Annotated in this window: 22 protein-coding genes and 2 tRNA genes; 8 read left to right on the top strand and 16 right to left on the bottom strand. The window is 74.8% G+C overall.

The features are described from left to right. Both ABTW95_RS31425 and ABTW95_RS31430 read right to left on the bottom strand, forming a co-directional pair. On the bottom strand, positions 1–111 hold a 111-nt coding region (locus tag ABTW95_RS31425; protein ID WP_364554070.1), incomplete at its 3' end, for an acyl-CoA dehydrogenase family protein. 94 nt (positions 112–205) lie between these two features. Then, positions 206–1,081: a LysR substrate-binding domain-containing protein gene (locus tag ABTW95_RS31430; protein ID WP_396445832.1), complete on the bottom strand. Its 876-nt coding sequence runs from the start codon at positions 1,079–1,081 to the stop codon at positions 206–208. Positions 1,082–1,156: 75 nt separating this feature from the next. Here ABTW95_RS31430 and kdgD point away from each other — a divergent pair, with 75 nt between their 5' ends. Both kdgD and ABTW95_RS31440 read left to right on the top strand, forming a co-directional pair. Next, the gene (kdgD, locus tag ABTW95_RS31435) at positions 1,157–2,071 is read left to right on the top strand and encodes a 5-dehydro-4-deoxyglucarate dehydratase (RefSeq protein ID WP_396453868.1); all 915 of its coding nucleotides are present in this window, start codon (positions 1,157–1,159) and stop codon (positions 2,069–2,071) included. Position 2,072: 1 nt separating this feature from the next. Beyond that, the gene (locus tag ABTW95_RS31440) at positions 2,073–3,206 is read left to right on the top strand and encodes an L-talarate/galactarate dehydratase (RefSeq protein WP_500228213.1); all 1,134 of its coding nucleotides are present in this window, start codon (positions 2,073–2,075) and stop codon (positions 3,204–3,206) included. A gap of 5 nt (positions 3,207–3,211) precedes the next feature. Here ABTW95_RS31440 and ABTW95_RS31445 read toward each other — a convergent pair. The 4 genes from ABTW95_RS31445 to ABTW95_RS31460 form a co-directional block, all read right to left on the bottom strand. Next, a tRNA-Gln gene (locus tag ABTW95_RS31445) sits at positions 3,212–3,285 on the bottom strand. Between the two features lie 88 nt (positions 3,286–3,373). Continuing rightward, positions 3,374–3,446, bottom strand: a tRNA-Ala gene (locus ABTW95_RS31450). Positions 3,447–3,565: 119 nt separating this feature from the next. Next, positions 3,566–3,688 carry an LPFR motif small protein gene (locus ABTW95_RS31455; protein ID WP_396445829.1) on the bottom strand — a complete coding sequence of 41 codons (123 nt, stop codon included), beginning with the start codon at positions 3,686–3,688 and terminating at the stop codon, positions 3,566–3,568. 53 nt (positions 3,689–3,741) lie between these two features. Further along, positions 3,742–4,548: a putative protein N(5)-glutamine methyltransferase gene (locus tag ABTW95_RS31460; protein ID WP_500228214.1), complete on the bottom strand. Its 807-nt coding sequence runs from the start codon at positions 4,546–4,548 to the stop codon at positions 3,742–3,744. A gap of 83 nt (positions 4,549–4,631) precedes the next feature. On the opposite strand from ABTW95_RS31460, the gene ABTW95_RS31465 reads away from it, so the two are divergent. The 4 genes from ABTW95_RS31465 (at position 4,632) to qcrB (ending at position 8,868) form a co-directional block, all read left to right on the top strand. Continuing rightward, the gene (locus ABTW95_RS31465; protein ID WP_500228215.1) at positions 4,632–5,435 is read left to right on the top strand and encodes a pentapeptide repeat-containing protein; all 804 of its coding nucleotides are present in this window, start codon (positions 4,632–4,634) and stop codon (positions 5,433–5,435) included. A 73-nt stretch (positions 5,436–5,508) separates the two neighbouring features. Next, the gene (locus tag ABTW95_RS31470; RefSeq protein ID WP_500228216.1) at positions 5,509–6,072 is read left to right on the top strand and encodes a hypothetical protein; all 564 of its coding nucleotides are present in this window, start codon (positions 5,509–5,511) and stop codon (positions 6,070–6,072) included. Continuing rightward, positions 6,069–7,154, top strand: coding sequence for a PrsW family glutamic-type intramembrane protease (locus ABTW95_RS31475; protein WP_500228217.1), 1,086 nt, complete (start codon positions 6,069–6,071; stop codon positions 7,152–7,154). Before ABTW95_RS31470 ends, ABTW95_RS31475 begins: the two co-directional genes overlap by 4 nt. Before the next feature lie 67 nt (positions 7,155–7,221). Then, complete coding sequence (gene qcrB / locus ABTW95_RS31480; RefSeq protein ID WP_396453863.1) at positions 7,222–8,868, top strand: cytochrome bc1 complex cytochrome b subunit; 1,647 nt, start codon at positions 7,222–7,224, stop codon at positions 8,866–8,868. 9 nt (positions 8,869–8,877) lie between these two features. On the opposite strand, the gene ctaD is transcribed toward qcrB, so the two are convergent. Together ctaD and ABTW95_RS31490 are read right to left on the bottom strand one after the other, a co-directional pair. Continuing rightward, positions 8,878–10,563, bottom strand: coding sequence for an aa3-type cytochrome oxidase subunit I (ctaD, locus tag ABTW95_RS31485; protein ID WP_396445824.1), 1,686 nt, complete (start codon positions 10,561–10,563; stop codon positions 8,878–8,880). A 118-nt stretch (positions 10,564–10,681) separates the two neighbouring features. After that, positions 10,682–11,698, bottom strand: coding sequence for a Ppx/GppA phosphatase family protein (locus ABTW95_RS31490; protein ID WP_500228218.1), 1,017 nt, complete (start codon positions 11,696–11,698; stop codon positions 10,682–10,684). A gap of 142 nt (positions 11,699–11,840) precedes the next feature. On the opposite strand from ABTW95_RS31490, the gene ABTW95_RS31495 reads away from it, so the two are divergent. Together ABTW95_RS31495 and ABTW95_RS31500 are read left to right on the top strand one after the other, a co-directional pair. Further along, the gene (locus ABTW95_RS31495; protein ID WP_396445822.1) at positions 11,841–13,028 is read left to right on the top strand and encodes a zinc-dependent alcohol dehydrogenase; all 1,188 of its coding nucleotides are present in this window, start codon (positions 11,841–11,843) and stop codon (positions 13,026–13,028) included. A gap of 134 nt (positions 13,029–13,162) precedes the next feature. Next, the gene (locus ABTW95_RS31500; RefSeq protein ID WP_396445821.1) at positions 13,163–13,549 is read left to right on the top strand and encodes a nuclear transport factor 2 family protein; all 387 of its coding nucleotides are present in this window, start codon (positions 13,163–13,165) and stop codon (positions 13,547–13,549) included. Between the two features lie 8 nt (positions 13,550–13,557). Here the strand turns inward: ABTW95_RS31500 and ABTW95_RS31505 are convergent, their stop codons facing one another. From ABTW95_RS31505 to ABTW95_RS31540, 8 genes are all read right to left on the bottom strand, one after another. Then, a complete protein-coding gene (locus ABTW95_RS31505) occupies positions 13,558–13,962 on the bottom strand; it encodes a nuclear transport factor 2 family protein (protein ID WP_500228219.1) in 405 nt (134 codons plus the stop codon). Positions 13,963–14,002: 40 nt separating this feature from the next. Then, the gene (locus tag ABTW95_RS31510; RefSeq protein WP_500228220.1) at positions 14,003–14,935 is read right to left on the bottom strand and encodes a hypothetical protein; all 933 of its coding nucleotides are present in this window, start codon (positions 14,933–14,935) and stop codon (positions 14,003–14,005) included. After that, the gene (locus ABTW95_RS31515) at positions 14,932–16,104 is read right to left on the bottom strand and encodes a cytochrome P450 (RefSeq protein ID WP_500228221.1); all 1,173 of its coding nucleotides are present in this window, start codon (positions 16,102–16,104) and stop codon (positions 14,932–14,934) included. The genes ABTW95_RS31510 and ABTW95_RS31515 overlap by 4 nt, the downstream gene beginning before the upstream one ends. A 9-nt stretch (positions 16,105–16,113) precedes the next feature. Continuing rightward, a complete protein-coding gene (locus ABTW95_RS31520; RefSeq protein WP_500228222.1) occupies positions 16,114–17,316 on the bottom strand; it encodes a PucR family transcriptional regulator in 1,203 nt (400 codons plus the stop codon). A 12-nt stretch (positions 17,317–17,328) separates the two neighbouring features. Further along, entirely contained in the window at positions 17,329–18,366 is a 1,038-nt protein-coding gene (locus tag ABTW95_RS31525) for a polyprenyl synthetase family protein (RefSeq protein ID WP_396445816.1), read from the bottom strand. 64 nt (positions 18,367–18,430) lie between these two features. Beyond that, on the bottom strand, positions 18,431–21,121 hold the full coding sequence (locus ABTW95_RS31530) for a PEP/pyruvate-binding domain-containing protein (RefSeq protein WP_500228223.1): 2,691 nt from the start codon (positions 21,119–21,121) through the stop codon (positions 18,431–18,433). 2 nt (positions 21,122–21,123) lie between these two features. Continuing rightward, positions 21,124–21,756: a methyltransferase family protein gene (locus ABTW95_RS31535; RefSeq protein WP_500228224.1), complete on the bottom strand. Its 633-nt coding sequence runs from the start codon at positions 21,754–21,756 to the stop codon at positions 21,124–21,126. A gap of 5 nt (positions 21,757–21,761) precedes the next feature. Next, positions 21,762–22,562: an AfsA-related hotdog domain-containing protein gene (locus ABTW95_RS31540; RefSeq protein WP_500228225.1), complete on the bottom strand. Its 801-nt coding sequence runs from the start codon at positions 22,560–22,562 to the stop codon at positions 21,762–21,764. Positions 22,563–22,626 lie beyond the last annotated feature (64 nt).

The following is a 22,626-nucleotide window of genomic DNA, read 5'->3' on the forward strand; positions in this document are numbered from 1 at the left end:
CTCATCCACCTCCGCCGCGAAAGGAGCGATCTTGGCCTCGGCCAGCTCACGCACCGTACGCCGCAGCAGCTCATGCTCCTCCGACGGCGCGTACGCGGGATAGTCGCTCATCGTTCCTCCACGGGCCGGGAATGCGGATCAATACTTTGACGACCAATATTTGAACGACAAAATAATTCATGTCCCGCGTCCCGGTCAAGGCGCGTCAAAGGTGCCGGAGCAGCTTCGCCAGCGCCGGGTTGTCGTTGCTCCTGCGCCAGGTCAGGCTCAGCTCGACCGGGTCCGGGCCCGGGACGTCCAGGGGGCGGAACGCCACCCCCGCGTAGCGCAGCCGGGACGCCGCGGCGGGCACCAGCGCGACGCCCCAGCCGCTGCCGACCAGCGCCAGGATGCTGTGCACCTGGCTGAGGTACTGCGCGTACACGGGCGAGACGCCCGCCTGCCGGAACAGGCTGATCACCAGCTCGTGGAAGTAGCGGGCCTCGACGGGCGAGTACATGATGAACGGCTGCCCGTCGAAGTCGGCCGGCGCGAGCGGCCCGTCCCCCTCGGCCAGGGGGTGGCCGTCGGGGACCGCGGCGAGCAGCGCCTCCCGGTCCGCGGGGCGCTCCTCCAGGTCGGGGTCGGTGACCGGCGGCCGGACCAGCCCGAGGTCGAGGCCGCCCTCGGCCAGGGCGCGCAACTGGTCGCGGGTGACCATCTCCCGCAGGACGATCCCGACGCCGGGCAGCGCCGCCCGCGCCACCTCCAGCAGGCGGCCGAGCATGGCGTAGGCGCTCGCCGCGGTGAACCCGACCGTGATGCTCCCGGCCTCCCCCGCCGACACCTGCCGGACGGACATCGCGGCGTGGTCGGCCTGCTGGAGCAGCCGGCGCGCCTCGACGAGGAACGCCCGGCCGGCCGGGGTGAGGCGGACGGACCGGTTCGTCCGGTCGAACAGCCGGACCTTGAGCTCGTTCTCCAGCAGCTGGATCTGCCGGCTGAGCGGCGGCTGCGTCATCCGCAGCCGCTCGGCCGCCCGGCCGAAGTGCAGCTCCTCGGCGACGGCCACGAAGTTCGTGAGCTGGGCCAGCGTGAACATCGATTCCCTTAAGGCATCAGTAGATGCCTTTTTCGTGTTGGACCTGGATCAATCGGTCATCCTAGCCTCGGGTGCATGAAGCAGACTGCGCCCGAAGAGATCGCGACGCGGCTCGGGTCCGGGCTCCTCTCGTTCCCCGTCACCCACTTCCGCGACGACCTGTCCTTCGACGAGGGCGCCTACCGGGAGAACATCGCCCGGCTCGGCGGATACGGCGTCGCCGGGCTGTTCGCGGCGGGCGGCACGGGCGAGTTCTTCTCGCTCACCCCGGACGAGGTCGGCCGGGTCGTGCGCGCGGCGGTCGCGGAGGCCCCGGACGGGCTCCCGGTGATCGCCCCCGCCGGGTACGGGACGGCGGCGGCCGCGCGGATGGCCCGCGAGGCCGAGGACGCGGGCGCCGACGGGGTGCTGCTGTTCCCGCCCTACCTCACCGAGGCGTCGCAGGACGGCCTGGTCGCGCACGTCCGCGCGGTCTGCGCGGCGACCCGGCTGGGCGTGACCGTCTACAGCCGCGCGAACGCCGTCTACGGGGACGCGGCGGTCGCCGAGCTCGCCGAGAGCTGCCCCAACCTCGTCGGGTTCAAGGACGGCGTCGGCGACCTGGAGCTGATGACGCGGATCAGGTCCCGGCTCGGCGACCGGCTCGTCTACATCGGCGGCCTCCCCACCGCCGAGACGTTCGCGCTCCCCTACCTGGAGATGGGCGTCACGACCTACTCCTCGGCGGTCTTCAACTTCATCCCGGAGTTCGCGCTGGCGTTCTACGCCGCCGTCCGCGACCGGGACCGGGACGAGGTGGCGCGGCGGCTCGCGGACTTCGTCCTGCCGTACTGCGAGATCCGCGGCCGCCGCAAGGGCTACGCGGTGAGCATCATCAAGGCGGGCATGCGGATCACCGGCCGCCCCGCCGGGCCCGTCCGCCCGCCGCTGACCGACCTCACCGAGGCCGAGACCGCCGAGCTGGCCGAACTCGTGAAGCGGGTGCGCTGAGATGACGGCCACCGACCGGGTCGCCTGGATCGACCTGTCGTCGGTGACGCTGCCGCTGGCCGCCCCGGTCAGCGACGCCAAGGTGCTGACCGGGCGGCAGCGGCCGATGACCGAGGTCGTGTTCCTGTTCGCCGAGATCGGCACCGAGGGCGGCCACGAGGGCATCGGGTTCGGCTACTCCAAGCGCGCCGGCGGGCCCGGCCAGTTCGCGCACGCCGCCGAGATCGCGCCCGTCCTCATCGGCGAGGACCCGAACGACATCGCCAGGCTCTGGACGAAGCTCGCGTGGGCCGGGGCGTCGGCCGGCCGCAGCGGGCTCGCCACCCAGTCGATCGCGGCGATCGACATCGCGCTGTGGGACCTGAAGGCCAGGCGGGCGGGCCTGCCGCTCGCCAAGCTCCTCGGCGCGCACCGCGACTCGGTCCGCTGCTACGACACCTCGGGCGGCTTCCTGCACGCGCCGCTGGAGGAGGTCCTGGAGAACGCCGAGGCGTCCGCCGCCGCCGGGATCGGCGGCGTCAAGATCAAGGTCGGCCATCCCGACCACGCCGAGGACATGCGCCGCGTCACCGCCGTCCGGGAGCGCCTCGGCGACGCGTTCCCGCTGATGGTGGACGCGAACCAGCAGTGGGACCGGCCGGCCGCGCTGCGCATGGGCCGCGCGCTGGAGGACTTCGGCCTCACCTGGATCGAGGAGCCGCTGGACGCCTACGACGCCGAGGGCCACGCCGCGCTCGCCGCGGCGCTCGACACGCCGATCGCGACCGGCGAGATGCTCACCAGCGTCGCCGAGCACTGCGAGCTCATCGACCGGCGCGCGGCCGACGTCATCCAGCCGGACGCCCCGCGAATCGGCGGCATCACCAATTTCCTCAAGCTCGCGACGCTCGCCGACCACCGCCATCTGGGACTCGCCCCGCATTTCGCGATGCAAATACACCTGCATCTGGCCGCCGCTTATCCGGGCGAGCCGTGGGTCGAGCATTTCGACTGGCTCGATCCGCTTTTCGAGGAACGGCTGACGATCAGGGACGGCCGGATGGACGTCCCGGCCCGGCCCGGCCTCGGGATCACCCTCACCGGCCGGGCCCGCGCCTGGACGACGCAGCGCGCCCGCATCGGCGCGCGGCCCTGACGGAATGGCTGCTGGAGCAGGGGTCGAACCTGCATGACGTGATCCAGAGTCACGCATCCTGCCATTGGATGATCCAGCATGGGCGCCCGCCGGCGGCGGTGGCGTCCGCCCGCCTCGGGCACGGTGCGGAACCAGCCGGGGGTCGTTACTCCCGCCGGTCCAGTTCGTGGATCGGGCCGGATTCGAACCGGCAACCTCCCGCTTGCAAGGCGGGCGCTCTTCCCATTGAGCTACAGACCCATTCAGTTCGGTATTCCCAGGATGGGGGAATCGCCATCGGCGCGCAAAGCATTTTCGCGTGCGGCCGCCCCGGTCCGAACGGGGGGCGGACCGGGGCGGCCGGTTGCGCGTCGCGGCCGTTACCGGCGGGTGCGGCCGCGGCGCCCGGGGGTCAGCAGGCGCTGCAGCACCCGGAAAGGCAGGGTCACGATGCTGACGATCGTGCCGGCGATGGCGCTGAGCGCTGCACTGATGCGGCGCATTCGAGTTCACTCCTTCAGGTCGTCCTAGGCGACCTGTACCCGAGCGTCAGGATTTACACAGGTTTTGCTCCGGCAATGACCGTGGCGGAGAACTCGTCCGACGTCGCGACCGCGGCCGCCAGCCCGCCGCGCTCGACGGCGGCGACCGCGTCCGCAACCTGCCGCTCGCTCGTCTCGAACAGCAGGCGGCCCCCGGGGGCCAGCCAGCCCGCCGCCTCCGCGGTGACGCGGCGGAGCACGTCCAGGCCGTCGGGGCCGCCGTCGAGCGCGACCCGCGGCTCGTGGTCGCGCGCCTCGGCGGGCAGCGTCGCGACATCGCCGGTCGGAACGTAGGGGACGTTGGCGAGCAGCACGTCGACGCGCCCCCGCAGCGCGTCCGGCAGCGGTGCGAACAGGTCGCCCTCGTAGGCGCGGCCGCCGAACGGGGCGATGTTGCGGCGGGCGCAGCGGACCGCGGCGGGCTCGATGTCGGCGGCGTGCAGTTCGGCCCCGCCCGCTCCGGAGACCTGCCCGGAGACCAGTCCGGAGACCAGCGCGGCGCCCAGCGCGCCCGAGCCGCAGCACAGGTCGACCACGACCGGGCGCGGCGGGGCCAGTGCGGCGGCCCGCCGGACGAGGAACTCGGTGCGGCGGCGCGGCACGAACACCCCGGGCTCGACGGCGATGCGCAGGCCGCAGAACTCCGCCCAGCCGAGGACGTGTTCGAGGGGCAGCCCGGCGGCGCGCCGCTCCACCATGGCGGACGCGTCGTCCGGCGTGCGGGCGGCGGCGAGGATCAGCCGCGCCTCGTCCTCGGCGAACACGCAGCCCGCGGCGCGCAGCCTGGAGACGATGGCGGACTCGGTGAGGGAGGTGGTCATAGGCCCTCCGGACTGTATCCCACCGCGTCACGAGCAGCCGCCGCGCGGCGCGACAATGGAGCGTCGCCGACGGAGGGGGCGGAGTGCCGGAGAGGGCGGACCTGAAGGCCGACTGCGGGAACTGCTTCGGCCTGTGCTGCGTCGCGCTGCCGTTCGCGAAGTCGGCCGATTTCGCGATCGACAAGGACGCGGGCGAGCCATGCCGCAACCTCCTGGCCGACTTCCGCTGCGGCGTCCACGCCGACCTCCGGGAGCGCGGCTTCCAGGGCTGCGCCGTCTTCGACTGCTTCGGCGCCGGCCAGAAGGTGTCGCAGCGGACCTTCGCCGGCCGGGACTGGCGCGAAGGGCCGGAGGTCGCGGGCCCGATGTTCCGCGTCTTCCCCGTCATGCGCCGGCTCCACGAGCTGCTCCGGTATCTGGACGAGGCCCTGGCGATGCCGGCCGCCGGACCCGTCCGCGACGAACTGCGGCATGCGTACGACGACGTCGAGCGCCTCACGCTGGGCGGTCCCGGCGAGCTCGCCGAGGTGGACGTCCCGGCGGTGCGCGAGGCGGTCAACGCGCTGCTCCTGCGGGCGAGCGAGCTGGCCAGGGCCGGCGTGCCGGGCCCGAAGCCGAACCGGCGGGGCGCCGACCTGATCGGGGCGCGGCTGGCGGGCGCGGACCTGCGCGGCGCCTGCCTGCGCGGCGCGTACCTGATCGCGGCCGATCTGCGCGGCGCGGACCTGCGCTCGGCGGACCTGATCGGGGCGGACCTGCGCGGCGCGGACCTGCGCGGCGCCGACCTCACCGGCTGCCTGTTCCTCACGCAGGGGCAGCTGGACTCGGCGCGGGGCGACGCGGGCACGCGGTTGCCGGACGCGGTCGGACGGCCCGCTCACTGGTGACCCGGCGCGCCCCGATCCTGTTTAGCGCCGCTGTCAAGGGGCATTTCCGCAGCGCACATGATCGGGGGGTCACGTGGCGCGGGTGAGATGGTGGGGCACGGGTCTCGTGGCGCTCGTCCTGCTGGTCCTCGCCGCGGGGCTGCCGCTGCTCGACCGGGCCCTCGGCAGCGGCGCGCGGCCGCTCGCGGCCGGGACGGTCCTCTCCGTGGGCGCGGAGCGCGACGGCGTCCGCCCGGTGGCGTTCACGGTGCCGTCGGCGGGCTGGGCCCTGGACGAGGCGCAGTCCTCGCTGACCAGCAACATCGAGCTGTCCAACTCCGGCGTCGGCCTCTACGTGCGCGTCGTGGTGCCGCTGGCCCCGCTCGACGCGCGGGAGCTGTGGGACGGCCTCGGCCGCATCGTCGCCGCCGGCGGGCGCTCGCGGCTGCGCGCGCAGCCCGTCCCCATCACCACCGCGCACGGCCTGACCGGGCTGACCGGGCGGCTCGCCGGGCGGGAGCGCGTCGGCATGGCGACCGTGTTCGCCGCGGGCACCCTCGGCGCGACGGTGACGGCGTCCGGCCCGCCCGGCGCCTACCGCAGGCTGGCCGCGGACGTCGACGCCATCGTGCGGTCCGTGCGGATCTCGGCGTCGTGATCCGCCGGCCGGCGTTCTGGCTGTGGGCGGCCGCGTGCCTGCTCGGCGGCTGGATCGCCTTCCGCGGGATCGGCGCGCAGGCCGCGGCGTTCCCGGCCGGCGCGACCGTCGGGTTCGCGCTCCTGGCGCCGTCGCTGGCGGCGGGGGTGTGGGTGCTGCGACGGCTGCACCCGGTCCGGTCGCATCCGGCCGGGTACGCGCTGGTCGCGGTGGCGTGGGGCGGCCTCGCCGCGTTCGGGCTGGCGCTGCCCGCGAACTCGGCGTTCCAGGCGGTCCTCGGCAAGACGGCGGGCCCCGCCTTCACCGCGGTGTGGGGCGCGTCGATCGCCGCGCCGGTCGACGAGGAGATCCTGAAGCTGCTCGGCGTCGCGCTCATCGCGCTGATGGCGCCCGCCGCCGTGCGGGGGCCGCTGGACGGCTGGGGGTACGGCGCGCTCGCCGGGCTGGGCTTCCAGTTCGCGGAGAACTTCCTGTACGTCCTCAACACGATCGTGCTGACCGGCGCGACGCAGGACGCGAGCGCGGCGCTCTTCTCCTTCGGCAGCCGGGTGGTCGGCGGGGCGTGGTGGAGCCACTGGGCGATGACGGCGGTCGGCGGCGCGGGGCTCGGCTGCCTGCTCGGGCGCGCGTCCCGGGCGAGCGCCGCCGTCGCGGCGGGCGCGCTGCTGCTGGCGATGGCGCTGCACTCGTGGTGGGACGCGCCCGTCCTGTCCGGGGTCGTGCTGCTGCCGGTGAAGGGCGCGCCGATCCTGCTCGCGGCGGTCGCCGCCTACCGGCTCGCGCGGCGGCGGTACCTGTCGCACTTCCGCCGGACCGTGCACGCCGAGACGGCGCGGGGCGTCCTCGTCCCGGGCGAGGGGCACGTGCTCGCGTTCCGCAAGTGGCGGCGCAAGGAGCGGTGGGGCGTGCCCGCCGGGGAGCCGCGCCGGCTGCTCGCCCGGATGCGCGCCGACCAGCTCGAACTGATCGAGGACGGGCTCGGCGGGCTGGAGCGGGACCCGCTGGCCGCCGACCGGCTGCGCGCCGACATCAAGCTCGCCCGGCACCGCCTCGGCGCGGCCGGAGAGGCCCGCGCGGCCTGACCGTTTGCCGTGATCCGGCACGGGTACCCGCCCAGCGGAAATACTGCTCCGGTACGGGAGATGCGCGATGGCGGGACGCAAGGGCGGGGCCGAAGCCGAGGTCGCGGAGAGGGCCGGGACCCGGGCCGAGAAGCTCTTCTGGGGGACGACCGACCGGCTCGGCACCACCTCGTTCCTGGACCGGAACATCAAGAAGGCGTTCCCGAAGCACTGGTCGTTCCTGCTCGGCGAGATCGCGCTGAACTCGTTCATCGTCCTGGTCATCACGGGCGTGTTCCTCACGCTGTTCTTCAAGCCGAGCGGCGCGGTGCACGTCTACGACGGCTCCTACGCGCCGCTCAGGGGCGTGAAGATGAGCGAGGCGTACTCCTCCACCCTGCACCTCACGTTCGACGTCCGGGGCGGGCTGCTGATGCGGCAGATCCACCACTGGGCGGCGAACATCTTCCTCGCGGCGATCATCATGCACCTGATGCGGATCTTCTTCACCGGCGGGTTCCGCAAGCCGCGCGAGGTCAACTGGGTGATCGGCGTGACGATGTTCGCGCTGGCGGTCGCCGAGGGGTTCGCCGGCTACTCGCTCCCAGACGACCTGCTGTCCGGCACCGGCCTGCGGATCTTCCAGGGGATCCTGCTCTCCGTCCCCGTCGCCGGGACGTACGCCAGCATGTGGGTCTTCGGCGGCGAGTTCCCCTCGGCCGAGGACTTCCTCCCCCGGCTGTTCACCGTGCACATCCTGCTGATCCCGGCGATCCTGATCGCGCTCATCACCGTGCACCTGATGATCCTCTGGCACCAGACCCACACCCAGTGGCCGGGCAGGGGCCGGCGGGAGATGTCGGTGAGCGGCGAGAAGACGTTCCCGCACTTCGCCACGCAGAGCGGCGCCTACTTCCTGTTCACGTTCGGCGTCCTCGCGGGGATGGCGGCGTTCCTCCAGATCAACCCGGTGTGGCTCTACGGCCCGTACGAGCCGGACCAGGTGTCGTTCGGTTCCCAGCCCGACTGGTACGTCGGGTTCCTGGAGGGGTCTCTGCGCATCATGGGACGCCTGTCGACGACGGTCGCCGGGCACACCGTCGCGTGGAACGTGCTGCTGCCGGCCGTCATCCTGCCGGGGGTCTTCTTCACCCTGATCGGGGTATATCCGTTCGCGGAACGCTGGGCCACGGGCGACGAGCGGATACACCACCTGCTGGACCGGCCGAGGAACGCCCCGACCAGGACCGGGATCGGCGCGGCGGCCGCCGTCTGGTACGCCAACCTGCTCGCGGCGGGCGGCAACGACGTCATCGCCGACACGTTCAAGATCCCGCTGTTCTGGACGACCTGGTTCTTCCGCGTCGGGTTCTTCGTCGGGCCGGTCGCGGCGTTCGTCATCGCCCGCCGCGTCTGCCTGAGCCTGCAGCGCCGCGACCTCCAGATCCGCGAGGAGGGCGTGGAGAGCGGCCTGATCTCGCTGACCCCGGACGGCGCCTTCACCGAGCGGCACGAGCAGCCGTCCGCGGATCAGGAGGCCGTCCTGCGGACCCGGCGCCCGCGCGAGCTCGTCGCCCCCTACCCGAACCACCTCATCCCGCTCCCCACCCCCGACCGCGCCCGCGCGCAGGTGCGGACCCGCGCCAACCGCTTCTACCTCGACTACCAGTCCGAGTCGTACGGCGGCGGCCAGGGCGACCTCCGGGGCCCGTCGGACGACGGCGAGGGCGGCTGACCACCCGGGTCAGGAGTCCCGGGGCGGCGGGAGCGCCGGCTCCTTCTCCTGCGGCGGCTCCACCGGCGGGTAGTGCAGGTCGAACGCGGGGCGGACGGAGCGGATCCGCGGCATGGCCGTGAAGTTGTGCCTGGGCGGCGGGCAGGACGTCGCCCACTCCAGCGAGCCGCCGGTCCCCCACGGGTCGTCCACCTCGACCTTCTCGCCGCGCCGCCAGCTGCGCAGGACGTTCCACAGGAACGCGAACGTGGAGGCGCCGAGGATGAACGCGCCGATCGACGAGATGAAGTTCAGCGTGGCGAACTTCTCCGGGTAGTCGGCGTAGCGGCGCGGCATGCCCTCCGCGCCCAGCCAGTGCTGGACGAGGAACGTCAGGTGGAACCCGAGGAACATCGTCCAGAAGTGGACCTTGCCCCAGCCCTCGTGCAGCATCCGCCCCGTCATCTTCGGCCACCAGAAGTAGAAGCCGCCGAACGTGGCGAAGATGATCGTGCCGAACAGCACGTAGTGCAGGTGCGCGACCACGAAGAACGAGTCGGTGAGGTGGAAGTCCATGGGGGGCGAGGCGAGGATCACCCCGGTCAGCCCGCCGAACAGGAACGTGACGAGGAACCCGATCGCGAACAGCATCGGGGTCTCGAACGTCAGCTGCCCCTTCCACATCGTGCCGATCCAGTTGAAGAACTTGATGCCGGTCGGGACCGCGATCATGAACGAGGTGATGGAGAAGAACGGCAGCAGCACGCCGCCGGTGGCGAACATGTGGTGCGCCCACACCGTCATCGACAGCCCGGTGATCGAGATGGTGGCCGCCACCATGCCGAGGTAGCCGAAGAGCGGCTTGCGCGCGAACACCGGGATGATCTCGGTGACGATGCCGAAGAACGGCAGCGCGACGATGTAGACCTCGGGATGGCCGAAGAACCAGAACAGGTGCTGCCAGAGCAGCGCGCCGTGGTTCGCGGGGTCGTAGATGTGCGAGCCGAGCTTGCGGTCGGCCTCCAGCGCGAACAGCGCGGCGGTCAGCACCGGGAACGCCGCGAGCACCATCAGGCTGGTCAGCAGCGCGTTCCAGGTGAAGATCGGCATCCGGAACATCACCATGCCGGGGGCGCGCATCGCGATGATCGTGGTGGTGATGTTCACCGCGGTCAGGATCGTCCCGAACCCCGACAGGATCAGCCCCATGATCCACAGGTCGGGTCCCAGGCCGGGCGAGTACGACGGCTCGGTCAGCGGCGCGTAGGAGAACCACCCGTAGCCGGGCGCCCCCTCCGGCATGATGAACGCCGCGAGGACCATGAGCCCGCCGAACAGGAACAGGTAGTAGGTCATCGCGTTCATCCGGGGGAACGCGACGTCCGGCGCGCCGATCTGCAGCGGGACGATCACGTTGGCGAACCCGAGGAACGTCGGGGTCGCGAACAGCAGCATCATGATCGTGCCGTGCATGGTGAAGAGCTCGTTGTAGACCTGGTTGCTCACGACCTGCTTGCCCGGCTCCATGAGCTCGGCCCGCATCAGCATGGCCATGATCCCGGCGGCGAGGAAGAACATGAACGACGTCGAGAGATACAGGTAGCCGACCATCTTGTGGTCGGTCGTCGCCAGCACATGGCCGATCCTGGTGCCCTTGCGGTGCCGTGCCAGCGCGTCGGCGACGCTGGTGTCGCGCCTCCCCTGTACCGCGGTCATCGGCGGCCCTCCCTCCCTCGCTCGTCCGAGCCCAACGGGCCACTTGCCGCGCTGGCCTCTTTCAAACGCCGGGAAGGCCCGGGGAAAGGGCGGCTCCGGGTCCCGCGCCGGCCCGCGGTCAGGTGACGGCGCGCAGCGAGGCTCCCCGCAGCGTCATGGGGCGCCGCTCGGGGAACAGCTCGGGGCCCCGGCCGCCCGCCAGCTCGCTCAGCCGGTGCAGGAAGACGCCCTCGCGGAGCGCCCACGGGCAGACGTCGAGCCGGTCGACGCCGAGGACGTCCATGACGCCGTCGGCCACGATCGCGCCGGCGAGGATCTGGCGGGCGCGCGACGCCTTCACCCCGCGCAGCCGCGCCCGCTCCTCGTAGGGCAGCCTCGCCAGCTTCGGGATCCAGCCGCGCAGGTCGCTCCGGTCGAGGTGGCGCTCCCGGTAGAGGCCCGCCTTCGCCTTGGGCGCGCCGCACAGCCGGGCGAGCTGGGTGAAGGTCTTGGACGTCGCGACGGCGCGGACCGGCGCGGGCCGCGCGGCGATCCCGATCACCGCCTCGCCGAGCACGGACCGGACGTGCTCGCCCAGCGCCCGGTACGTCCGCTTGCGGACGGGCGGGCCGGGCAGGTGGTGCCGGGTGAGGCGGCCCGCGCCGAGCGGCAGCGACAGCGCGATCTCCGGTTCCCGCCCGGCGCCGTAGGCCAGCTCCGTCGAGCCGCCGCCGATGTCGGCGAGCAGCATCGGCCCCGCCGACCACCCGAACCAGCGGCGCGCGGCGAGGAACGTCAGCCGCGCCTCCCGCTCGCCGGTGAGGAAGCCCAGCTCCACTCCCGTGGCGGCGCGGACCTCCGCGGTGACGTCGTCCCGGTTGGCGGCGTCGCGCAGCGCGGACGTCGCGTACGGGACGAGCTCGGTGACGTCGAGCGCCGCGGCGGCGGCCACCGACTCGCGCACCGCGGCGATCAGCCGGCCCACGGCGGGCCGGCCGATGACCCCGTGCCGGTCGGTGGCCTCGGCCAGCCGGACGGCGCTCTTCACCGACCGGACGGGCCGGGGCGGGAGGTCCGGGGCGAGGTCGGCGACGCGCAGGTGCGCCGAGTTGGAGCCGATGTCGAGCACGCCGAGGCGCTGGGGGCCGTCGTCCATGTGCACGCTTTACCCCTCATTTACGACCTCAGTCCGGATCGCCCGCCGGCGTGCCGCCGCGCCGGACGGGACGGACGTTTCGCCCCGCTCGTCGGGGTAGGGCGGGCTGGGACGGGGCCACCGCGTCCGAGAGGGAGCAACGATGAAGGCTGTCACCTGGCACGGCAGGCGGGACGTCCGCGTCGACACCGTGCCCGACCCGACGATCAAGGAGCCGGACGACGCGATCATCAGGGTGACCTCGACCGGGATCTGCGGGTCGGACCTGCACCTGTACGAGGTGCTCGGCCCGTTCCTCAGCGAGGGCGACATCCTCGGCCACGAGCCCATGGGCATCGTCGAGGAGACCGGCCCCGACGTCGCGCACGTCAAGCCCGGCGACCGCGTGGTCATCCCGTTCAACATCTCCTGCGGCCGCTGCCACATGTGCGGTATGCGGCTCTACGCGCAGTGCGAGACGACGCAGGTCCGCGAGTACGGCTCGGGCGCGGCGCTGTTCGGCTACACCCGGCTCTACGGGCAGGTCCCCGGCGGGCAGGCCGAGTACCTGCGCGTCCCGCAGGCGCACTTCGGGCCGGTCAAGGTGCCGGAGGGGCCGCCGGACGAGCGGTTCGTCTACCTGTCGGACGTGCTGCCGACCGCGCGGCAGGCCGTCGAGTGGGCCGGCATCCCGGAGGGCGGGACGGTCACCGTGCTGGGCCTCGGCGCGATCGGCCAGATGTCCGCCCGGATCGCCCGCCACCTCGGGCACCGCGTGATCGCGGTCGACCTGGTGCCGGAGCGGCTGGAGATGGCGCGCCGGCACGGCGTCGAGGTGATCGACGCCGACGACGCCGACGACGTGCCGGACGCGGTCCGCCAGCTCACCGGGGGCCGCGGCACCGACTCGGTGATCGACGCGGTCGGCATGGAGGCGCACGGCTCGCCGGGCGCCAAGCTGGCGCAGACCCTCACCACGCTGATGCCGGGCAACTCCGCCGCGCCGGTGATGCAGCGCGTCGGCGTCGACCGGCTCGCCGCGCTCAACACCGCGATCGAGATCGTGCGCCGCGGCGGGACGATCTCGGTCATCGGCGTCTACGGCGGCATGACGGACCCGCTGCCCATGCTCAAGATGTTCGACAAGGGCATCGGGCTGCGCATGGGGCAGGCGCACGTCAAGCGGTGGATCGACGAGCTGCTGCCGCTGGTCTCCGACGACTCCGACCCGCTCGGCGTGATGGACCTCGCCACGCACCGCTGGCCGCTGGAGAAGGCGCCGCGGGCGTACGAGATGTTCCAGAAGAAGCAGGACGGCGCGATCAAGGTGCTGCTGCAGCCCGGCGCATGACGCGGCCCGGCTCCCCGATCGCGGCGGCGCCCCGATCGCGGCCCGGTCTTGATCGCGGGAGGGGCCCGCTCCCTCTAGGCTTTCGCCACGTCCTCACGGGGCGAGCCGATGACCCGAGCCTGGAGGTGGGCCCGATGCACCCGTTCCGCGCGGCCATTGAGAAGGGCGACATCGACGCCCTCCCCGCGCTCCTGGCCGAGGACGTCGTGTTCCTCAGCCCGGTCGCGTTCGCGCCGTATCAGGGACGGGCCGCGGTCACCGCGATCCTGCGCGCGGTGACCCGGGTGTTCACCGGCTTCCGCTACGTCCGGGAGATCGGCGGCGGCCGCGACCACGCCCTGGTCTTCAAGGCGCGGGTCGGCGACCGCGAGGTGCACGGCTGCGACTTCCTGCACCACGACGACGCCGGGCTCATCGACGAGTTCTGCGTGATGGTGCGGCCGCTGTCGGGCGCCCGCGCGCTGGCGGACGCCATGGCGGTGGAGTTCGAGAACGTCCGGCGGGAGATGGGCCTGGCCTGACGCCCGCCTCACCGCGCCCGGTGCGGCCAGCCCTCGTGCGGCTGCGCCGCCCGGCCCGGCTCGCCGTGCCAGTACTCGTGGAGGGCGCGGCACAGGCCGTCGCCGCCGAACCAGAGGGTGACGCAGCCCGCGGCGGTGCGGGGCGTCCCGTCCGACGGGTCGTGCAGGACGCACCACCATTCCAGCGCCGCCCGCCGCCCGGCGGCGAGCGGCTCGCCGAACCAGATCAGCGGGTCGCGCTGGCGCCCGAGCGTCGCCGCCCAATGCGCGCGGATCGCGGCGCGCCCGACGAGCGGGGCGCCGAACGGCCCCTGCCGGTAGCGGGCGTCCGCGGCGAACAGCGCCGCGATCGCGTCGGCGTCGCGGTCGCGCCAGCCCGCCTCCAGCCGGTCGATCCATGCGGTGACGTCCACGATCCTCCTGTCATCGGGCCTCCTGTCATCGGGCCTCCTGTCATCGGGCGAGTCCGAGCACGAGCCAGCTCGCGTAGGCCGCCAGCGGGTAGGCGGCGGCCGCGGGGCGCGGCCACCGGGGCAGCCCCCGCGCGAAACTCCACGCGGCGAGCGCGGGGACGGCGAGCGGGGCGAACGCCGCTGCCGCCCACCGGCCGGGCGGGGCGAAGACGGCGAGCAGCCCCGCCGAGAGCACCGGCACCGCGAGGGCGGCCGCCGCCGTTCCGGCGAGGCCGAGCGTCGTCACGTAGGTCCGCTCGCCGGGCCGCGGCGCGCGGGTGATCTTCCCGGCCAGCTCCACGTGCCCCGCGGCCGACACCGCGACGGCGACGGCGGCGAGCCCGTACCCGTCCGGGCCGTGCCCGCAGGCGTCCAGGTAGCCGGCGTAGAGGTAGAGGTGCAGCAGGACGGGCGCGGGCAGGCTCACCAGCAGGCCGGTGAACAGCCGGTCGGCCGGAGGCCGCCCCCAGCGCCGGTGGACGCCGACGGCCGCCGCCGCGTAGAGAAGCTGGACGAGCAGGATCCCGGCCCGCCACGGCCACGGCGCGTTCAGCGCCGCGATCGCCGCGGCCCCCGCGCCGTACAGCACGGCCAGGTCGCGGACGTGGACCGCGCCGGACGCCAGCGGGCGCCCGGGGTTGAACCGCCGGTCGTAGTCCAGGTCGCGGATGTCGTCGAGCGCCCGCATGAGCAGCAGGTCGAGGAACAGCGTCGCCGCCGCGACCGCCGTCCCGCCGCCGGGCCGCCACCCGGAGCCCGCGGGGTCGACCGCGGCGAACAGCCCGGTCACCCCGTACGCCCACGCCGCCGCGAACACCGCGGACGGCAGCGGCGGATGGCTCCCGCGGACGAACCGCCCGATCCGGGCCGCCCATTCCCTCAGCCCGCCGCGCACGTCGCCCGCGCTCGTCCCGGACGTCCGGCCCACGCTCATCGCGGGCGCCCCTCGGACCAGGTGAGCGGGAGCTGCCAGACGCCGCGCATGAACATGCCCTCCCGCCAGGCGAGGCGAGCGGGGTCCACGCCGAGGGCGAGGTCGTCGAAGCGCCGCAGGAGGGCGGTCAGCGCTATCTGGAGCTGGGCGCGGGCGTGGTGGGCGCCCAGGCACATGTGGCGCCCGTGGCCGAAGCCGAGATGCGGGTTCGGGGATCGGGCCGGGTCGAACTCGTCGGCGGCGGGGAAGGCCGCCGGGTCGCGGTTGGCGGCGTCGGTGAGCGGCACGACGACGTCCCCCCGCCCGAGGGGCGTCCCGGCGAGCTCGGCGTCGGCGAGCAGCACGTGCGGCTGCCCGCCGGTGCCGGCGAACCACACCCAGCGCAGATACTCCTCGACCGCGGACGGGACCAGCGCGGGCGCGTCGCGCAGCCGGGCCGCGAGCCCCGGACGCGTGACCAGGTCGAGGACGCACGATCCGAGGAAGGTGGACGTGGTCTCGCCGCCCGCCATCAGGAGCCCGGACCCGAAGACGACGATCTCCTCGTCGGACAGGTCCGAGCCGTGCACGAGCTCGGTGAGGAGATCGTCGCCGGGCAGCGTCCGGCGGGCCGCGACCAGTTCGGCGAAGTAGCCGTGCATGCCCTCGTGCGCGGCCTTCACCTCGGTGTCGGGGTAGTGCCCCGCCGACATCATCGCGCTCACCCACGGCAGCAGCAGGCCCAGGTCGCCGGCGGGGACGCCGAGCATGTCGCAGATGACCGCGTACGGGAACGGCGTCGCGAACCGGGCGAGCAGGTCGGCGGGCGGGCCGTCCGCCGCCATCCCGTCCAGGAGGCGGCCGGCGAGCGCCGCCATGCGGGGGCGGTCCGCCTCCGCGCGGCGGGCGGTGAACCGCGCCTGGACGGCCCTGCGGCGCCGGGTGTGCACCGGCGGGTCGCTGGTGACGAGGGCGAGGGACGCCGGGGTCCGGGCGAAGAGGGTGCCGCCGTGCCACGCCTCCCGGCTGAACCGGCCGTCGGCCAGCACGGTGCGGACGTCGGCGTGCCGGGTGACGAGCAGCGCGCCGCGGCCCGCCACCGCGGCCGGGACGAGCGGCCGCTCGCGGAGGAGCCGCAGGTGGCCCGCGTCCAGCGGGACGCCCGGGCGGTGCGGCAGGGGGAAGTCCATCGGTCTCCTTCAGGCGCTCAGCGGCGGGGGCAGCGACGTCTCCTCGGCGCGGCGGCCGCGGTCCGCGCACGGGGCGCGGCCGCTCGCCAGCCGCGCCGAGGTGAGGGCGGCGCGGAACAGCTGGATGCCGCGCGCCGAGCTGGGGTCGACGCCGGACAGGTCGCGGATGCGGTCCAGCCGGTAGTGCAGGGTGCGGCGGTGGATCCACAGCTCGCGGGCGGCGCGCTCGCGGTCGAGGTTGCAGGCGAGCAGCACCTCCAGCGTCCGCCGCAGGTCGGTGCCGGCGTCGAGCGGCTTCAGCACGGCGGCGAGCCGGCCGCGGATCGCGGGCTGCTCCAGGATCGCCAGCTCGACCAGCAGCTCGTCCGCCCGGTAGGGGCGGTCCTCGGCGTCGGGGATGGCCTTGGCGACGGTCAGCACGCGGGACGCCTCCTCCAGCGCGTCGGGGATGTCGGCGAGGCCGCGCCGGTACGCCGCCGCGGCGTGCACCGGGCCGGGGAGGGAGGCGGTGAACTCGGCGGCCAGCGCCTCGGCGCACAGCGGGTCGGCGGCCGGGAACAGCACGATGAGGCCGGACAGGTCGCCGGAGTAGAGGACGCCGTCCCAGGCGTCCAGGCGCTCGCTCGCCCGCTCCCAGCAGGACGCCGCCGCGGGCGCCTCGCAGAGCAGGACGAGGTAGGCGGGCGCGAGGCGGACGCCGGCCGCCTCGGCGATGACGCCGGCCGGGGCGCCGTCGATCAGGGTCTCGGCGAGCAGCCGGCGCAGCGGCCGCGACCTGCCCCCCTCGCGGGGCGCCTCCGCGTAGCCCTGGATGCACGCCTCCCGCGCGCCGATGGCGAGCCGCGCCGCGTGCGCGGTCAGCTCGGCCAGCTCGGCGAAGCAGCCGGCGGGCGCGATCGCCCAGCAGGTGCGGGCGGCGGCGGCGAGCGCGAGGTCCCACACCTCGGTGAGCACCGGCAGCGGGATCGCCTGCCGCGCCGCGAGGACGCCGAGGTCGCGGAAGCGCCCCAGGTCCTCGTCGGGCAGCGGCTCGCCGGTGAGGACGAGGGCGATCAGCCGGGTGCAGTTCTCGCCGCGGTTCCCGAACATGGGGCCGGCGGCGCGCCGGATCGGCAGGTAGGCGGGATGGCCGTGCAGGGCCTCGCCGATCGCGGCGGCGACCCGTGGGCCGTTGGAGATGAGGATGTCGGAGAGTCCGCCGGGAGCGGTCATCGCGTCCTCTCCCTAGGCCACGGCCAGACGGAACCTGGGCATGTGGCCGACGGTCTCGTCGACCAGCCCGTGCAGTTCCCGGACGCAGCCCGGCTCACCGCCGAGTTCGTCGATGAGGCCGTGCGCGCGCTCGATCAGCGGCGCGACGGAGGCGGCGTAGGCGTCGATCACCTCGTCGTCGAGCATCCACGCGGTCAGCTCGGCGCGCGCGGCCGCCGAGTGCCGGGCGGCGGCGTGCAGCGCGAGCGCCTCCCGGCGCCGCCCGGCGGGCAGCGCGGACAGCAGCTGGACGAGCAGGTAGGTCGCGGTGCCGTTGGCGAGGTCCTCGTGCCGGCCGGACGCGAGGTCGCGCTGGTCGTTGACGAGCTGGCGCAGCACGCCGAGCGACCGCCCGAACGCCCGCCACCGGGCGACCCGGTCGCGGTCCGCTCCCGCCAGGCACGCCGCCGCGGCGGCCGCCATCGCGTACGGCGCGCCGGTCTTGCCCGCGTAGCTGTGCAGCACCGACTGCGGCGTGGCCGCCGCCGCGCGGCAGGTGAGGTCGCGGAGCTGGCCGTCCACGGCGTCCAGCCAGCCGCGCGACAGCTCCTCGCCGAGCGCGGCGCGGGTCGCGGCGGGCACCGGCAGGCCGGCCAGCAGCCGGGCGGGCAGGTGGCTGCCGACGGCGAGCGCGGTGAGCACCTTCGGGCCGGCGTCGGCGCCGGGCGCCCCGGGCGCGTCGGTCAGGTCGTCGAGGTACCGCGCGGACGCCCACCAGAGCAGGTGGACCACGGCGATCGGCGCCGCGGGCCCCGGCTCGCCGGTCTCCGCGCCGTGCACCATCATCGGCAGCGTGATCATTCCGCGCATGCCGGGGCGCGACCCCTTGGCGCGGACGAGGTCGAAGAACTCCAGCAGGAACTCCGACATGGCGCCGCCGACCATCTCCCGGCCCTCGTCCAGGCCCATGGCGAGCCCCTCGGCGAGCAGCTCGCACAGCCGCGCGATCTCCACCTCGACCTCGGCGATCGCCCTCTCCTGGGCGGCCCTGCCGAACACTCCTTCGTCCACGTGCTGACTCCTCTGGTGCTGCGGGGTGTGTGCGGGCCGCGCCGGTGGCCGCCGGCGCGGCGCGTCATCGGGCGCGGTCGTCGCCCCCCTGTCCAGTCAGGACCCGGACCGTGCCGGCGCGCCCGTCCAGCTCGATCCATGCTCCGTCCGGGATGCGGGCGACGGCGCCGCCGACCGCGACCGCGGCCGGCACGCCGAGCAGCCGTCCCGTGACGGCGGTGTGCGACAGCAGGGTGCCGCGCTCGACGACCAGGCCGGCCGCGGCGATCATGAGGGAGAGCCAGCCGGGGTCGGTCTCCCGGGCGACCAGGATCCGGCCGGCGCAGTCGGCGGGCGGGATGCCGGGGTCGAGGACGACCTTGGCGCGGCCCCGGACCGTCCCGCCGCTCGACCCGAGCCCGCGCAGCAGGTCGCCGGCCGGGCCGGCGGGGCCGCCGTCCGGGAGCCGGCGGTCGCCGGCCGGGCGGGCGCAGGCGAGGGCCGCGGCGACCGGGCGGCCGGCGGGGAGCGACAGCAGCGCGGGCGGGGGCGGCGCGTCCCGGTGGCGGTCGCGTTCGGCGCGCCGCACCGCCGCGAGGGCGCGCAGGCCGCAGGGGCCGGAGCCGGGCAGGGTGCCGTCGAACGCGCCGATCACCTCCTCGACGGTGAGGTCGAGGACGTCCATCGGGTCGTCGAGCGCGCCCGCCGCGGCGAGGTCCTCGCCGAGGCGCCACAGGACCGTCCGGGACAGCCCGAACAGCTGGGTGCGGCAGAACCGGGTGTCCTCCCGCGTGCGGACCAGCCAGCGCGTCACGGCCAGCATCGCGTTCAGCACGGCGCGGCGGGCCGGGCCGCGGCACGCCGCGCGCAGCCGCCGCCGGGCCTCGTCCGCCGCCCGCGCCTCGTCGGCGCGGTTGCCGGCGGCGGTGGCGCCCTGCCGGACGAACGTCGCGAGCGTCCCGGCGAGCATCCAGGGCCGCTGCCGGGGCGTGGGCGCGTCGAGCTTGAGGTCGTGCACGGCGCGGTCGCCGTAGCGGCGCAGGTAGGCGCGCGCCTCGGCGGCCACGCGGGAGCCGTGCCGGCCGGCCTCGACGCCCTCCCACACGGCGCGCAGGCTCCGCTCGTCCGCCGGGTCGGCGGCGAGCACCGCGGCCTTCAGGTCCGGGTCCTCCGCGGCGCGCTCGGCGAGGCCGATGGCCGCGCGCGCGGCGGCGAGCGACCGGTTCTCCCGGCCCCCGCACAGCAGGCCGACGAGCAGTTCGGGCCCGGCGTCCGCCCAGCGGCGCAGCAGCGCGGTACCGGCGCGCATGACGAGCAGGCCGTAGACGCTGTTCGCGAGCGTGACGCCCCAGCGCGTCGACGCCTCCGCCCACACCCGCCGGTACAGGGCGATCAGCTCGTCCGCCGGGCGCTCGGCGAGCGGCCGGGCCGCGGGGTCGTGGACCTCCGCCATCACGCCGTCCCACCAGCGCAGGAACCGCTTGGTCGCCCGCCGGTGCCCGGCCGCGCGGCAGACGACGGCGGGCAGGGAGGCGGCGGCCCGGAGCCGGGACCGGCGCCGCGCCGCGCGGGCCTCGCCGGTGATGCCCATGTTCTCCTCCCACCCGCCGCGGATGAGGTCGAACACGGGCAGCTGGCCGTGCAGCTCCTGCCAGTCGTCCAGCCGGTAGTAGACGCGGCCGTCGAGGTGCCCGACCATGCGCGCCAGCCGGTGCGCGTTCGCGCGGAGCCGCCGCGCGGGCACGCCCATCCGCCGGTACAGGTCGCCGAAGGCCAGCTCGTAGAACATGCGGGCCTGGGAGTAGGTGAGCGCGCCCGACACGCCCGGGAAGCTCTCGGTGATGTTGTGGTTGCCCCAGTGGACGCGGGGGCCGTCGTCCCGTGCGCTCGCCGCGAGCGGCCGCGCCTGGACGAGGTGGAGGGCGCCGTCGGGGGTGAACGTCCCCTCGATGTCCTGCGGGCGGCCGAAGTGGTCCTCCACGCGGGCGGCGAGCCCGGCGATCTGCTGCGCCTCCTCGTCGGTCAGCACGGGGGCCGTCCTCAGCTCCTCGGGCACCTCGGCCACTCTCGGGTCGGTCCCGCCGTCGGCGGGAGGTCCGACCATGCGCCGCTTCACCGCGACCTCGGTGCGGACGGTGCCCGTCACCGGGTCCACGAAGTAGTGGTCGATGTCGGCCTTCTCCTGGACGACGCCCTCGCCGATCCCGTACGCGGCGGCGATGATGTGGTGGCGCGTCCCGTCCCGGGGGTCGCGGGTGAACGCGACGAACGAGCGGGTCCCCGGGACCATCCGCTGGACGGCCACCGCGACCCTGGCGGCCGCCGGATCGACGCCCCGGTGCATCCGGTAGCGGACGGCCTCCGCCTTGAACGCCGACGCCCAGCAGCGCGCCACCGCCTCCAGCAGCCCGTCCCGCCGGACGTACAGGAAGCTGTCGCTCAGCCCGGCGAACGGGTCGTCGGCGGAGTCCTCTCCCGCGCCGTCCGGGCCCGGCACGACGCAGGCGCGCACGGCCGCCGTGCCGCCCGCGCCGATGCGCGCGTCGAACGCCTCCAGCAGCCCGGCGGCGAGGTCCCCGTCCGGGACGGCCTTGGCCAGCGCCGACGCCGCCGAGGCGCACCACTCCTCCACCGGCGCCGCGCCGGGCGGGGGGAGCCGCAGCGCGCGGAGCGCCCGGTCGAACTCGCCCGCGGGCAGGCAGAAGAACCCCGGGACGGGGAAGCCCGCCGCGCGCAGCGCCTCCAGCCGCGCGAACTTGTGCCCGATCTCGCTCATCGTCACCACACTCCCGGCAGCACGCGCGGCCTCCCGGCGGCGTACTGCGCATAGCCAGGAACGTCGTCGAGCGCCCGCTCCTCCACCCGGATGCGCCGGACCACGGCGCAGGTCAGCAGGACCATCGCCGCCCCGGTCACCGGGCCGGGGAAGAACGCCGTGAAGCCGAGGTTGGCGAGCAGCATCCCCGCGTACGCCGGATGCCGGACGGCCCCGTACGGCCCGTCCGCGACCACCCGGTGGCCCTCCTGCCGCACGACGTGGTGCGAGTAGAACCGGCCGAGCGCGCGGATCGCGGCCTGCCGCAGCGCCACGCCCGCCGCGAACACGGCCGCGGGGGCGAGCAGCCACGGCGTCCAGCGGTCCCAGGGCGGGGGGCGCAGGGACGCGCCGGCGACCAGCAGCAGGCGGGCGGCCGCGTACGGGAGCAGCGTCCGGGCGTCGGCGGGCGGGGCGGCCGAGCGCCGGAAGGCCACCGGGACCTCCAGCAGCAGCCAGCCCAGATAGGCCGCGAGCATCCCCGCCGCGGCCGGCGCCGCCGTGCCGTCCCGGCCGGCGTGCAGGGCGATCCCGAAGGCCGGCACTCCCACGCCCGGCACGAGCAGCAGGCGCGGCGCGACCATCGCGAACCTCATGCGGATCACCGCGCCCGGGTGCGGGCGTACTGCTCCGGGTCCACCGCGTACGCCTCGTAGGTGAGCGACCCGAGGTCGGCTCCGGTGGAGGCGTCCGCCAGCTTCGCCGCGCAGTGGGACCGGCGCCCGGACAGGCGGGCGACGGGCCAGCGCAGCAGGAGCGGCAGGTCGCGGCGCACCTGGTACGGGATGTCGATCCGCAGCATCACCCACAGCAGCGTCGCGTCCAGGGGGCGGCCGTGCTCCTCGTGCTCCAGCATCGTCGCGAACTGCCGGCCCGCCTCCACGATCTCCACGGGCCCGCGGAACGGGGAGCGCTCGCCCTCCGGCTGCAGCACCGCGGCCTCGACCACCGCCCGGCCGCGCCGCACCGGCTCGCCGACCAGGATGTTCTCCGGGCGGTTGCGGTGCACGAGCCGGGCCGGAGCCCGCCGCGCGGGAACCGCGGCCGCGGGCGCGCCGCCCGGCGCCGCCGGGTCGGTGTCGGTGAAAGCGATGGAGCCGCCGCACACCTCCCGGCCGGCCTGCCGCGCGGAGACCGCCCAGGCGCGGTTCGGGCCGGGGACGGGGCGGCAGGACAGCGTCGTGCCCCGGTCGAGCTCGCAGAACCGGGTGAAGTCGAGGCCGGCCACCACCCGCCCCGGGCGCCGCCCGCCCGCCCGCAGGCCGTCGGCGCGGACGGCGAGCTCCAGCAGGCCGCTGAACAGCAGCATGCCCGGCACATGGTCGAGCGGGTGGTCGAAGTAGAAGGGATCCGACTCGTCGACCACCAGCTCGCGGAATCGCTCGATAACGGACGCGGTCATGCGCGCTCCCTCCAATTACCGGCCCCGGGCTCCTCGGCCCCACCTACCGAAAACGACCCGGAGG

Source organism: Spirillospora sp. NPDC127506, assembly GCF_040302145.1.
Taxonomy (GTDB): Bacteria; Actinomycetota; Actinomycetes; order Streptosporangiales; family Streptosporangiaceae; genus Spirillospora.